The organism is Pseudomonas ceruminis, assembly GCF_021602025.1.
Classification (GTDB): Bacteria; Pseudomonadota; Gammaproteobacteria; order Pseudomonadales; family Pseudomonadaceae; genus Aquipseudomonas; species Aquipseudomonas ceruminis.
Genome location: NZ_BQHW01000003.1, coordinates 113,590 through 126,152, shown reverse-complemented (window position 1 = coordinate 126,152; position 12,563 = coordinate 113,590). Strand labels below are relative to the sequence as shown.

The following is a 12,563-nucleotide window of genomic DNA, read 5'->3' as shown; positions in this document are numbered from 1 at the left end:
TGAAACAGCCCTGATCTCCACGATCAACCCATTGCTGATCACACAGGAATGGCGCGATGGTGGCTTCGATCTGGCTGCGCGCCGCGCATCGCGGCGTGCCCACTTTTTTCGTGACGGCCCTCGTGCTGGGCCAGTCCCCGATGGCATTGGCCGAGTCCCCGGCGCAGCGCCAGGAGTTGGTCGCCGCGCTGCGCCAGCTCGACGCGCTGGAACGCACCGTCGCGGACAGCGCCGCGCATGCCCCCATCCAGCCGGGCGAGCGCTACCACTTCGATTACCCACGGCTGCTGGCTGACCTGGCGCGCGTGCGCGCCGGCATCCAGTTCCACCTGACGCCATCACGCGCTCAGCCGCGCGACCCCTCCGAACTGGCCGGCGACTACCGCACCGAGCGGGCCGCTTCGCCATCGCCGAAGACGACTGCGGAGGGCGAGCAATGAACGGCGCCCAGGTCTCGGCATTTCAAGCCAACAGCGGTATCGCGCCTTCCGCGATGGCGACCGTCCTGGTCGGCGTCGTGTTCGCGGTCCTGCTCGTGTGGGGCGTCTGGGCCATCCGAACGGCCTATGTGGGGTGGTCCGAGAGCCGCCTCAACCAGCGCCAGTTCCTCGGCGTCTGCATCCGCTTCGTCGCGATGTACCTCGTCCTGAGTTTCTTCCTCCTGTCCTGACATGAAAGGCCCGACCATGCACAACCGCAACCTCACTTCCCGTTTTGCCCAGCGCGCCGCCGTGGCCCTGGGCGCCGCCGCGCTGCCCGCACTGTCGTTCGCGCAAGGTCTGCCGCAGTTGGAGAACCCGACGCGCGGCACCGGCAACGGCATCATGGAGACCATCCGCAACTACGGCTACGACATCATCATGCTCGTGGCCCTGCTGGTGGTGGCGTCGATGTTCATCGGCGTCTGCTACCACGCCTACGGCACCTACGCGGAGATCCACACCGGCCGCAAGACGTGGGGCCAATTCGGCCTCACGGTCGCCATCGGCGCCGTGCTGCTCGTGATCGGCATCTGGCTGCTCACCGAAGCCACCGGCATCCTGTAAGCGAGGCCGGTATGTCCGAGCAGCAGCACGTCCGTGCGGACGGGACGGTCACGTTCCTTCCGCACCGGCTCAACCGCCATCCCGTGGTCGTGCGCGGCCTCACCGCCGACGAGCTGTGGATCTGCTGCGGCCTGTCCGGCGCGGCCGGCCTGCTGGTCGGCGCGCCGCTTTCGTGGGTGTTCCGCACGATCGCCATCGCACCGACGTTCGTTGTCCTGGGCGTGGCCTTGGGCGTGTTCATCGGCGGCGGCATCCTGCGCCGCCTCAAGCGTGGGCGCCCCGACACCTGGCTGTATCGACAGTTGCAGTGGCGCATCGCAACGCGCCATCCGCTGATGGCCGGCTGGGTGGGCGGCCACGTGCTGATCTCGCGCTCGGGCTTCTGGTCCACCCGCAGGAGCATGCGATGAGCCGCTTCAAGAACGAGATCGCCCACCTGCAGGCGCACATCAAGACCTTGCGCCTGGGCGCGGGCGCGCTGGTCATTGTCGCCCTGGTCATGGGCGGCGGCTGGTGGAGCGCGCCGCGCGACCTGACCATCCACGTCCCGCCCGACCTGCGCTCTGGCAGTACCCGCAAGTGGTGGGAAGTGCCGCCCGAATCGGTCTATGCGTTCACGTTCTACGTGTTCCAGACGCTGAACCGCTGGCCGACCAATGGCGAAGAAGACTACTCGCGCAACCTCCATACGCTCTCGCCGTACCTCACCCCGTCCTGCCAGGCCTTCCTGCGGGCGGACTATGACTACCGCCGCTCCACGGGCGAGCTGCGTCAGCGCGTGCGCGGCATCTACGAGATTCCCGGCCGCGGCTATGGCGACGACCCCACGGCGCGCGTGCGCACCGTATCCGATCGCGACTGGGTGGTGACGCTGGACATCACCGCCGACGAGTACTACGGCGCCGAGCAGGTCAAACGCGCCCTGGTGCGCTATCCGATCAAGGTCACGCGGGTGGACGTCGATCCCGCCCGCAACCCGTTCGGCCTGGCGCTGGACTGCTACGAAGGCGCGCCCCAGCGCATCAGTGCACCGGAGCCGGCGCGCCCGGCGCCGAGTGACCTGAATCCGCAAGCGCCTCAAGGAGGAAACACCCCATGAAGCATCCTGTACTCGCGCTGCTGGGGCTACTGGCCGTGGCCGCGGCACCCGTCGCCCAGGCGGTGGAGATCCTGCGTTGGGAACGCATGCCACTGGCAGTGCCGCTGAAGGTCGGTCAGGAACGCATCGTATTCATCGACCGGAACGTGCGCGTGGGCGTGCCCGCAGGCGTGGGCAAACGCCTGCGCGTGCAGAGTGCGGGCGGCGCGGTGTACCTGCGTGCCAGCGAGCCGATCGAGCCCACGCGGTTGCAACTGCAGGACGCCGACACGGGCGCGCTGATCCTGCTGGACATCGCAGCCGAACCGCCCAAGGACGGGGAAGCCGAGCTGGAGCCGGTGCGCATCGTCGAGGGTGACAGCGCACCGGGACGCTATGGCGAGCAGGCCGACAGTGCCGAGGCCCCGGCACGCGCCCAGGGCCAGGCAGGTGCGCGGACCGCGCGGCGCGAAACTCCGGTCCCTGTCGTGCTGACGCGCTTCGCCGCGCAGAACCTCTACGCACCGCTGCGCACCGTCGAGCCGCTTCCGGGCGTCATGCGGGTCAACCTTCCCCGCGACCTCGACCTGGACACACTGATGCCAACGCTGCCGGTGCGCGCGGCCGTGCTCGCGTCGTGGCGCCTGGAAGACCAATGGGTGACTGCCGTGCGCCTCACCAACACCGGCGCCGACTGGGTCGCGCTCGACCCGCGCGTGCTGCAAGGCGATTTCCTCACCGCCACCTTCCAGCACGAGGCGCTGGGCCCGCGCGGCACGACCGAGGACACGACCGTGCTGTACCTGGTCACGCGCGGCCGCGGCCTCGCGCAGTCGCTGCTGCCGGCGATTCACCGCTTCGACCCTGCCGTGCATCTGCCGCAGCCGGACGGCGACGAGAACGCCAAGGAGGCCCGCCATGCGCAGTAACGGCCTGCTCAAGTGGCTGATGATCCCTGTCGCCATCCTGGTGCTGTTCGCCGGTATCCGGCTGTTCTCGGGTGGAGGCGGCACGGCGCCACCCGTGGCGGACAACGGCGCCCAGCTCACGCCCGAGGAAATGAAGGCGTTGGGCATCGAAGGCGATACCCCCCGCGATACAGTGGCAACGCTCGTCGCCCAGGTAAAGCAGTTGCGCACCGAGCTTCAGACCGCGCTGACCGACAACAAGTCGCAGCGCGAGGAAAACCAGCGGCTGCGCCAGCGCGAGAACTCCATCGATCAGCGCATCAATTCGGCCCTCGAATCCGAGCGCTCCAACCTGCGCCGCGACCAGGAACAGGCGGCCAGCGCGCGCCAGCAGACCGAAGGGCTGCTCGCCGACCTGCAGCGGCGTCTGGACAGCATCGGCGGGCGCGGCGGCGGCCATGCCGATCTGCCCGTGGGCCTGGGGCTGCGCGATGGCGACGAGGCCGACATGGAAGGCGGCATGCGCTGGGTCGAACCGGACGACGCGAAGAAGGCCGAGGGACGCAACGGCAGTCGTGGCACGGGCAGCGGCATGAGCTTCCCGACGAGCTTCGGCCCGGCGCAAAGCACGCTGGAAACGACCGCGGAAACCGTGGCGAACGCCGGCGCACGTGCGGCAGGCGTCAAGAGCGCCAAGCCGGTCTATACCGTGCCAACCAACTCAACGCTGATGGGGTCGGTCGCGATGACCGCGCTGATCGGTCGTGTGCCGATCGACGGGACGGTGAACGATCCGTACCCCTTCAAGGTGCTGGTCGGCCCGGACAACCTCACGGCCAACGGGATTGATATTCCCGACGTGGCCGGCGCCGTGTTCAGCGGAACCGCATCGGGTGACTGGACGCTCTCGTGCGTGCGCGGCCAGGTACGCAGCATCACCTTCGTCTTCAACGACGGCACGATCCGCACCATCCCCGAAGACCGCGAAGGCAACCAGCAGAACAACCAGCAGCGCGACGGCCTGGGCTGGATCAGCGATCCGCACGGCATCCCCTGCGTCAGTGGCGAACGGCGCAGCAACGCCCAGCAGTACCTCGGCTCGCAGGCCCTGATCACGGCGGCCGGTGCCGGCGTGGCCTCGCTCATCGAGAGCGACAGCGGCCGCATGTCCTACGTCGGCTCGGACGGCGCCATCGGCACCGTGGGCATCAGCGGCAAGGAAGCAGTCGGCCAGATCCTCGCGGGCGGCGTCCGGGACATGTCGGCCTGGGTCAACAAGCTCTACGGCCAGGCCTTCGCCTCCGTCTATGTCCAGCCTGGTGCCAAGGTTGCCGTCCACCTCGAAAAGCCGCTGGCCATCGATCACGACCCCGAAGGCCGGCGCGTCGATCACCGTGCAGGAGAAAGCCATGCGCTCGAACTCGATTAAGGGCCTCGCGCTGGCCGCGGCCGTCGCCGTGCTCGGCGGTTGCGCCACCAGCAAGGAAGAACTGCTGACCCATAGCGACCGCACCATGATGGACATCTGGCAGCAGGAAACGGGTGGCGGCGGCAGTGGCACCGGCCAGGTCGCGCGCCGGCAGTTGCTCGACGCGCGCCAGAGCCTGCGCCGGCCGCTGACCGACGCCGATGTGCAGGCTGCGCCCGTCGAGCAGATGCGCTACACGCGCTTGGCGCGCAACGAGGTTTATCGCCAGTTCCAGCGCCTGCCCAACCCCGATCTCGTCATGTATGTGTACCCGCACCTAGCGGGCACGGACCCCGTGCCGGTTCCGGGCTACACGACGGTCTTCCCGCTGTACCAGCGCGTGCAGTACGCCATGCCCGGTGAACGGCTGGAGGACTATTGATGCGCTGGAAACTTCCCTGGCCGAAGCTGGCCGCATCCGGCACCGGCGACGAAGAGAAGCCGGACGGCTGGCAGCGCCACGTCGAGGCCTTGCGCCAGGCCGGCGTCCCTGAACCCGGCGCAGCGGTCCAGGGCCGCAAGCCGGCGACCGTGGCCGACGAGCAGGCGCTGTACGACGTCGCGCCGTCGTTCGCGGAACTGCTGCCTTGGGTGGAGTTCTTGCCGCAGTCGAAGTCCATGCTGCTGGAGGATGGGCAGTCGGTCGCTGCCTTCTACGAGCTGGTGCCGCTGGGCACCGAGGGGCGGGAGCCCGGCTGGCTCGCGCATGCCCGCGATGCCTTGGAGAACGCGCTCCAGGACTCGTTCGATGAGCTGGACGAGAACCCCTGGGTGCTCCAGCTCTACGCCCAGGACGAGCCCAGCTTCGACCAGTACATGCAGACCCTGCGCGACTATGTGCAGCCGCGCGCCCGCGATACTGCGTTCACCGAGTTCTACCTGCGCTTCTTCGGCCACCATCTGCGCGCGGTCGCCAAGCCGGGCGGCCTGTTCGAGGACACGGTGGTCACGCGGCTGCGCTGGCGCGGCCAGACGCGGCGGGTGCGCATGGTGATCTATCGCCGTGCCACCGGGCAGGCAAGCCGCCGCGGCCAGACGCCCGAGCAGATGCTGAACATCGTCTGCGACCGCCTGTGCGGCGGCCTGGCGAACGCCGGCATCCAGGCACGGCGCATGGTCGCGGCCGACGTCCACGACTGGCTGCTGCGGTGGTTCAATCCGCGCCCCGCGATGCTCGGGCCTGGAGCCGAGGATCAGGAGCGCTTCTATGCACTGGCGCGCTACCCCGACAGCACCGAAGAAAGCGAGGCCGGCGAAATCGAGCTGGCGAGCGGGCGGGATTTCAGTCAGCGGCTGTTCTTCGGCCAGCCACGCTCCGACGTGGAGCACGGCACCTGGTATTTCGACGGCATGCCGCACCGCGTGCTGATCACCGACCGGCTGCGCATGCCGCCCGGCACCGGACACCTGACCGGCGAGACCCGCAAAGGGGATGCCATCAACACGCTGTTCGACCAGATGCCGGAAGACACCTTGCTGTGTCTCACGATGGTCGCCACGCCGCAGGATGTCCTGGAAGCGGATCTCAACCACCTGGCGAAGAAGGCCGTGGGCGAGACGCTGGCGTCGGAGCAGACGTTGAAGGACGTGCAGGAAGCCCGCTCCCTCATCGGCAGCGCGCACAAGCTCTACCGGGGGACGCTGGCATTCTACCTGCGCGGACGCGACGAAGCGGAACTGGACCGGCGCGGCCTGGACCTGGCGAACGTGATGCTCAATGCTGGCTTGCAGCCGGTGCGCGAGGACGACGAGGTGGCGCCGCTCAACAGCTACTTGCGGTGGCTGCCATGCTGCTACAACCCCGGCCAGGATCGGCGCAAGTGGTACACCCAACTGATGTTCGCTCAGCACGCGGCGAACCTGTCGCCGGTGTGGGGCCGCGCTCAAGGTACGGGGCACCCGGGCATCACGATGTTCAACCGCGGTGGCGGGCCGATCACCTTCGACCCGCTCAGCCGCCTGGATCGGCAGATGAACGCCCATCTGTTCCTGTTCGGCCCCACCGGCTCCGGCAAGAGCGCCACGCTCAACAACCTCTTGAATCAGGTCACGGCCATCTACCGACCGCGGCTGTTCATCGTGGAGGCTGGCAACAGCTTCGGCCTGTTCAGCGACTTCGCACGCAGGCTCGGGCTGACGGTAAACCGGGTCAAGCTGGCCCCAGGTTCGGGCATCAGCCTCGCGCCATTCGCAGACGCGCGTCGGCTGATCGAGACGCCCAGCGACGTGCAGACGCTCGACGCCGACGCGCTGGATGAAGACCCGCCACCAGATGCCTCGGCCATGGAGGCGGACGAGCAGCGCGACGTGCTCGGCGAACTGGAGATCACGGCGCGGCTGATGATCACGGGCGGAGAGGACAAGGAGGAAGCCCGGATGACACGGGCTGACCGCTCGCTGATCCGTCAGTGCATCCTCGACGCCGCCGAGCACTGCGTGGCCGACAAACGCACGGTGCTTACGCGCGACGTGCGCAACGCGTTGCGCGCCCGCGGCCAGGACCCGACGCTGCCCGAAATGCGCCGCGTGCGGCTGCTGGAGATGGCGGATGCGATGGACATGTTCTGTCAAGGCACGGACGGCGAAATGTTCGACCGCGACGGCACGCCGTGGCCCGAAGCCGACATCACCTTGGTTGACCTCGCGACATACGCCCGCGAGGGCTACAACGCGCAGCTCTCCATCGCTTACATCAGCCTGATCAGCACGGTGAACAACATCGCCGAGCGCGACCAATACCTTGGACGCCCGATCATCAACGTCACCGACGAAGGACACATCATCACGAAGAACCCACTGCTCGCGCCCTACGTGGTCAAGATCACGAAGATGTGGCGCAAGCTGGGCGCATGGTTCTGGTTGGCCACGCAGAACATCGACGATCTGCCGCGCGCAGCTGAGCCCATGCTCAACATGATCGAGTGGTGGATCTGCTTGTCGATGCCCCCGGATGAGGTGGAGAAGATCGCGCGGTTCCGCGAACTCAGCCCAGCACAGAAGGCGCTAATGTTGTCGGCGCGCAAAGAGGCGGGGAAATTCACCGAGGGCGTCATCCTCTCCAAGAGCATGGAAGTGCTGTTCCGTGCCGTGCCGCCGAGCCTGTACCTCGCGCTCGCGCAGACCGAACCCGAAGAGAAGGCCGAGCGCTACCAGCTCATGCAGCAATACGGCTGCTCCGAACTGGAGGCGGCCTTCAAGGTGGCCGAGAAGATCGACCAGGCACGCGGCATCGATTCGCCAGCCCTGGAACTGCCCTACTAAGCCGGAGAACGCCATGGAACCGAAACGTCCTTCCATTCCGATGCAGGTCCAGGTGTTCCGCCGTCGCAACGGGCGTCCCCGCTGGCCCTGGGCCTTGGCCGCTGCATTGGTCGCATTGCTGTTGATCTGGCTCGTCCCCCGGTCGCCCGATGAATCCTCAGCGCCGTCGCCCTCGCCGGTCAGCATGACGCAGACGCCGGGGTCACCCTGGCAGATGGGCAACCCAGAGGGCCGCTTCACGCTGACGCTCTATGCCGACCTGGAATGTCCGTTCTGCCGGGAGTATTTCCCGCAGCTCAAGCGCTGGGTCGGCAACAACACCGACGTGGCCCTGCAATGGCACCACCAGCCGCTGGCCGCACACGAGCCCGCCGCGTCGGCCGAGGCGCGTCTGGCCGAGTGCGCCGCCGAAGGTGGCGGGCATGCGGCGTTCTGGCAGGCGATCGAATGGGTCTATGCCCACACGCGCAGCGACGGCCAGGGCTTGCCCGATGGCCTGCGCTACCCCGCATCGACGCCGGCCGTCGAGCGGTGCCTGGCGAGCGAGCGGCCAGATGTGCTTATTCGCGCCCAGGCCGCTGAAGCCACCAAGAGCGGTGTGACCGCCACGCCGTCGCTGCGGCTGCTCGATCGCCAGACGGGTCAGACCATCCTGCTGCAGGGGCCGATCGAGGGCGATGCCTTGCTGTCGGCCATTGACATGCTGGCGACCGGGAACTCGGCCAGCGACACGGCGGCCGCACCCACCATCCCCACATCCGAAATGCCTGCCGACGTTGTCGGCGACATGCCCAGGTAGCCCTCGGTCTTGGAGGCTACGGCGCGGCTTGCCGCACTGACCGCTACCCGTTCGCTTCGCATCCTGGCTGCGAACAATCACCGCTGCGCGGTGGTGGATGCACCTTGTTCCGCTGTTTCCATCCCCAGGAGGGCTTGCCCTCCTGGGGTGGCGTCCTCCGTTCACATTCTGGAGGTCCGCCATGTCTCTCGTCGTAAATGACTCCTGCGTGGAGCCACGTTTTGCCCCAGCGTCCCAATCTGATGATTGGATCATCCGGCAGGCCATCGCGCTGCTGGAACAACGTGTTTTCAAGGCCGGGCCGCTTCTTGGCCAGCCACAGGCCGTGAAGGACTATCTGCGTCTGAAACTCGTCGCAGAACCGAACGAAGTGTTCGCCATCGTGTTCATGAACAGCCAGCACCGGGTGTTGGCCTATGAGCCGATGTTCAAGGGCACGCTCGATTCGACTGCAGTTTATCCGCGCGCTGTCGTGCAGCGTGCATTGGAGCTGAATGCCGGCGCGGTGATTTTTTCGCACCAGCATCCCTCGGGATGCACTGAGCCGTCGAGCTCGGATCGCGCTTTGACCGACCGACTGAAGGCTGCGTTGGCGCTCATCGATGTGCGAGTGTTGGACCACATCATCGTCGGCCAAGGCGCTCCATACTCGTTCGCGGAATCCGGTCTGCTGTAGCCCGCTCCTTGATCCACGCGGAGGCTTCGGCCTCCGCTTTTTCATGGGCGCGAGACAAGCAGGTATGCGGGCAGTGCGCGATGCGCATTGTTTGTTGGGGCCGCGTCGGCTTCGCGTTTGACTACTGCTCTGATCAACTTCAAGGGCACGCGACATGCCAGCATCTCTTTCCAGGTTCGCGCCGGGCTGGCGAACCCTCGGCCTGGCCGTGGCGCTGCCGGCAGCCCTGGCCGTTTTCAGCCCGGCCACCTTCGCCGCCGACGTGGTGGTCGTCACCGACAGCCGCCACCCGGTCAAGACCATGGGCGGCGAGCGGCTGATCGAACTGAACGAAGCCCACAGGATTGAAGCGGAGCTTTCCGCGGGACTGCCCACCGACCCCGAACAGGCGACGGCCATCGTCAAGCGCCGGCTGAATGGCGGCGGTGCCGATCTGCAGCGACGCATCGCTTCCGCATACCAAAGCGTTACCGACGCATGGAGTCTCGGCATCACCAGCCTCCCGGCCGTGGTGGTGGACAGGCGCTATGTGGTCTATGGCGAGTCGGATGTGGCTCGCGCTGTCGCGCGCATCGAGCAGCACCGGAGGACCCAGCCGTGACCCGACCATTCGACCTGATGCGCCGTCTGCATGCTGGCGTGGCTTCGTTGCTGCTGCTCAGCGCCACGGGCAGCTACGCCCTCAACACTGCCACCATCGTCGGCTCGGTAGCGTCACCCGACTGCCTCGAATACCGCGTCGTTGGCATCTGCTACTGGCTCTATTGCACCTGGACCGGCTGCACGGTGCGCACGTCCATCAAGGTGCGCCACTACATCCCCGATGCGGTGGTGTCGTCGTACTCGAATACCGGCGAAAACCCCTGGGTCGAGGTCCGGGCAATGAGCACGCCCAACCCGTCCGCCCAAGCGGGCGGCGATGGAACCACGAACGAGGATCACGAAAACAACCTCGCCAAGTTCAAAAACTCGGACGTTATCGGCCACCCCGGCGTCGAGGTGTTCAACCAGTTCGTCTCGTCGTCGGGTTACTTCTGCGAGGGCGCGGGCACGGCGTTCATGCCGTACTTGCTCAGCACCTTGGACACGCTGGCCTGGCGCTACAACGTGCCCGAGATGGCCTACCCGGAAGCGCTGATTCCGGGCCGGCGTGAGGTCGGCGCACGCACCACGATGAACCTGTGGGGCAACGTGTATCCCCGTGGCGGCTTCCTGCACCAGACCGACGACTTCAAGGCCGGCGCAGTGGTGGCCCAGCGTGCAGGCGATGTGGTCACGCGCCGGGGGCAGATCCACGTCTATCAGCCGTTGCTTGCCAACTCCCGCGACGGCTACTGGCCGGCAGGCGCGCTGATGGAGGGCGATGCCTCGACCGGAAAGTGGCAAGAACTCACGCCCGTCCTGTCGTCGTCCTGCACGGTCTTCCCGCGCAGCGGCTTTCTTACCCAGGCGCAGCAAGGCGACTACGCATGGGCGCTGTGGCGGCCGTATGCCTGCTGCGAACGCCGGGGCCAAGTGTTCCTGGGCAGCGTCGATTTTCTCTGAGGTGGTGCCATGAAGTTCCGTCCTGCATTCAATCCGTTCTCCCGCCGGGCACGTCGCACGGAGATCGTCCTGGCGCTGGCCGGCGCCCTCGCGCTGGGCAGCGGCGTGGCCTGGGGTCAACTGGGCTACCAGACCAGCGGCAGTGTCATCGGCGATGACGTCATGTACTCGATCGGTGGCGGCAACGCCGTGTCGATGGGCCGTGCGGCCGGCATGCGCTCTCTCGGTGTCGGCGTGGGTTGGAACAGCAACTTGATCTGCGGCGACATGAGCATCCAGACCACGTTGAAGAACCAACTTAACGGCATCACCAACGGCTTCCAGCAAATCATGTCGTCGGTGATCCAGAGTGCCACCAGTGCGGTGGCATCGTTGCCCGCGCTGATCATCCAGCGGGCCGATCCCGGTTTGTACAACCTGCTCACCAATGGCGTGCTGCAGGCGCGACTCGATTTCGACCGCAGCAAGCTGACGTGCCGTGCCATGGCCGAGAAGATGGCCGAAATGGCGGGCGGCCAGCTCGGCTGGAGCCAGATGGCCGAAGGGCTGGCGCTGCGCGATGCCGTGTCGAGCACGGATGCGGTCTCGGCCATCGAGCAAGCCGAGACGCGCCGCGGCAATGACGGCGTGCCGTGGGTCGGGGGCAGCAACGCGGGCGGCTCCGGCCAGCCCGCGATCAAGGTCGTCGGCGATGTCACCCGCGCCGGCTACAACCTGGTCAACGGCCGCGGCGTGACCGACACCTCATCCATCGCGCCGGCCAGTTGCAGCAGCCTCTCGTGCCAGACCTGGGCCTCTCCGCAGGCCGCCGTCGAGTGGGCCACGCGCGTGCTCGGCGAGAAGGAGCAGCGCACGTGCGATGCCTGCACCAAGACCGAGACGACGCCGGGCGTCGGGCTCACGCCGCTGATCCAGGAGGAGTACGACGCCAAGCTGCAGGCGCTCCAGGACCTGGTGACCAAGGCCAAGAACACGACGCCGGAGAACCTGCGCGAAGCTGGCAGCGCGTCGCTGCCGATCACGCGCGGCGTGATCGAGGCGCTGCGCGACGAGCCCGACCAGCACCTGCTGTCGCAGCGCTTGGCGTCCGAAGTCGCGCTGGCGTCCGTGCTGGAGAAAGCGCTGCTGCTGCAGCGCACGCTGCTCACGGGCAAGAAGGAGCCCAACGTCGCGGCCAACGAGCTTGCCGTTGAGGCGGTGAACCACGAGAGCGACACGCTCGACCGTGAGATTCGCAACCTCAAGACCGAACTGGAGCTGCGGCGCGAGCTGGCGAACAACTCACCCATGGCGATCATCCAGCGCCACGGCGCACGTGCGGCCGGCTCGCGCGGCATCTACGAGGGCGATCCTGTGCCGGACCGTCTCGACCAGCTCCAGAAGGGCAACCCGGGGAGTCGGCCATGAGCCCGGCGCGCATGGCCTGGCGGCCGCTGCGCTGGTTGTTCAGCCGGCGCGCGGCGAAGACGCTGCTGTGGCTGGTGCTGATCGTTGCCGCCGCCGTGGGGGCGAACGTCGCGGGCATCTACCTAGTCGGCAGCGTTGCAGGCTGGGAACGGTGGCTGACGGCCTCCGCAGGGTATTTCTTCATCTGGCGGCTGTGCGTGTACGCGGCAACGGCCTATGGATGGTTCTGGATGCGCCGCCGGGTGCTCGCCCGCGAAGACCAAAGCGGGACAGATGGGCAGGCGCGGCGCCGGCTGATCCGCACCGAGGTCGCCAGCGTCGTCGCCATCGTCGCGCTGGAAACCAGCCTGTTGATGGAGGCCGCTTGAGGGGAGA

15 protein-coding genes are annotated in these 12,563 nt (G+C 67.2%); all 15 read left to right on the top strand.

The genetic code is table 11. The annotated features are described in order from the left end of the window. Window positions 1-56: 56 nt before the first annotated feature. The 15 genes from L6D80_RS04755 (at window position 57) to L6D80_RS04685 (ending at window position 12,556) form a co-directional block, all read left to right on the top strand. Window positions 57-440: an integrative conjugative element protein, RAQPRD family gene (locus L6D80_RS04755; protein WP_003120001.1), complete on the top strand. Its 384-nt coding sequence runs from the start codon at window positions 57-59 to the stop codon at window positions 438-440. Then, the gene (locus L6D80_RS04750) at window positions 437-670 is read left to right on the top strand and encodes a TIGR03758 family integrating conjugative element protein (protein WP_003050225.1); all 234 of its coding nucleotides are present in this window, start codon (window positions 437-439) and stop codon (window positions 668-670) included. Before L6D80_RS04755 ends, L6D80_RS04750 begins: the two co-directional genes overlap by 4 nt. Before the next feature lie 16 nt (window positions 671-686). Further along, a complete protein-coding gene (locus L6D80_RS04745; protein WP_003090173.1) occupies window positions 687-1,046 on the top strand; it encodes a TIGR03745 family integrating conjugative element membrane protein in 360 nt (119 codons plus the stop codon). Between the two features lie 11 nt (window positions 1,047-1,057). Beyond that, a complete protein-coding gene (locus tag L6D80_RS04740; protein WP_003105639.1) occupies window positions 1,058-1,456 on the top strand; it encodes a TIGR03750 family conjugal transfer protein in 399 nt (132 codons plus the stop codon). Next, window positions 1,453-2,145, top strand: a complete 693-nt coding sequence (locus L6D80_RS04735) for a PFL_4703 family integrating conjugative element protein (RefSeq protein WP_003105641.1) — start codon at window positions 1,453-1,455, stop codon at window positions 2,143-2,145. Before L6D80_RS04740 ends, L6D80_RS04735 begins: the two co-directional genes overlap by 4 nt. Beyond that, window positions 2,142-3,053, top strand: coding sequence for a TIGR03749 family integrating conjugative element protein (locus tag L6D80_RS04730; RefSeq protein ID WP_003105643.1), 912 nt, complete (start codon window positions 2,142-2,144; stop codon window positions 3,051-3,053). The genes L6D80_RS04735 and L6D80_RS04730 overlap by 4 nt, the downstream gene beginning before the upstream one ends. Beyond that, window positions 3,043-4,461: a TIGR03752 family integrating conjugative element protein gene (locus L6D80_RS04725; RefSeq protein ID WP_176512828.1), complete on the top strand. Its 1,419-nt coding sequence runs from the start codon at window positions 3,043-3,045 to the stop codon at window positions 4,459-4,461. The genes L6D80_RS04730 and L6D80_RS04725 overlap by 11 nt, the downstream gene beginning before the upstream one ends. Beyond that, window positions 4,442-4,882: a TIGR03751 family conjugal transfer lipoprotein gene (locus tag L6D80_RS04720; protein WP_017640434.1), complete on the top strand. Its 441-nt coding sequence runs from the start codon at window positions 4,442-4,444 to the stop codon at window positions 4,880-4,882. The genes L6D80_RS04725 and L6D80_RS04720 overlap by 20 nt, the downstream gene beginning before the upstream one ends. Continuing rightward, window positions 4,882-7,761: a conjugative transfer ATPase gene (locus L6D80_RS04715; protein ID WP_176512827.1), complete on the top strand. Its 2,880-nt coding sequence runs from the start codon at window positions 4,882-4,884 to the stop codon at window positions 7,759-7,761. The genes L6D80_RS04720 and L6D80_RS04715 overlap by 1 nt, the downstream gene beginning before the upstream one ends. Before the next feature lie 13 nt (window positions 7,762-7,774). Next, a complete protein-coding gene (locus L6D80_RS04710) occupies window positions 7,775-8,560 on the top strand; it encodes a DsbA family protein (protein WP_017640436.1) in 786 nt (261 codons plus the stop codon). Between the two features lie 181 nt (window positions 8,561-8,741). Next, complete coding sequence (radC, locus tag L6D80_RS04705) at window positions 8,742-9,236, top strand: RadC family protein (protein WP_017640437.1); 495 nt, start codon at window positions 8,742-8,744, stop codon at window positions 9,234-9,236. A gap of 154 nt (window positions 9,237-9,390) precedes the next feature. Continuing rightward, complete coding sequence (locus tag L6D80_RS04700) at window positions 9,391-9,837, top strand: TIGR03757 family integrating conjugative element protein (RefSeq protein ID WP_026083770.1); 447 nt, start codon at window positions 9,391-9,393, stop codon at window positions 9,835-9,837. A gap of 17 nt (window positions 9,838-9,854) precedes the next feature. Next, window positions 9,855-10,781: a TIGR03756 family integrating conjugative element protein gene (locus tag L6D80_RS04695; RefSeq protein WP_222934056.1), complete on the top strand. Its 927-nt coding sequence runs from the start codon at window positions 9,855-9,857 to the stop codon at window positions 10,779-10,781. Between the two features lie 9 nt (window positions 10,782-10,790). Next, on the top strand, window positions 10,791-12,188 hold the full coding sequence (locus L6D80_RS04690) for an integrating conjugative element protein (RefSeq protein WP_039016603.1): 1,398 nt from the start codon (window positions 10,791-10,793) through the stop codon (window positions 12,186-12,188). After that, entirely contained in the window at window positions 12,185-12,556 is a 372-nt protein-coding gene (locus tag L6D80_RS04685; RefSeq protein ID WP_047219619.1) for a hypothetical protein, read from the top strand. The genes L6D80_RS04690 and L6D80_RS04685 overlap by 4 nt, the downstream gene beginning before the upstream one ends. Window positions 12,557-12,563 lie beyond the last annotated feature (7 nt).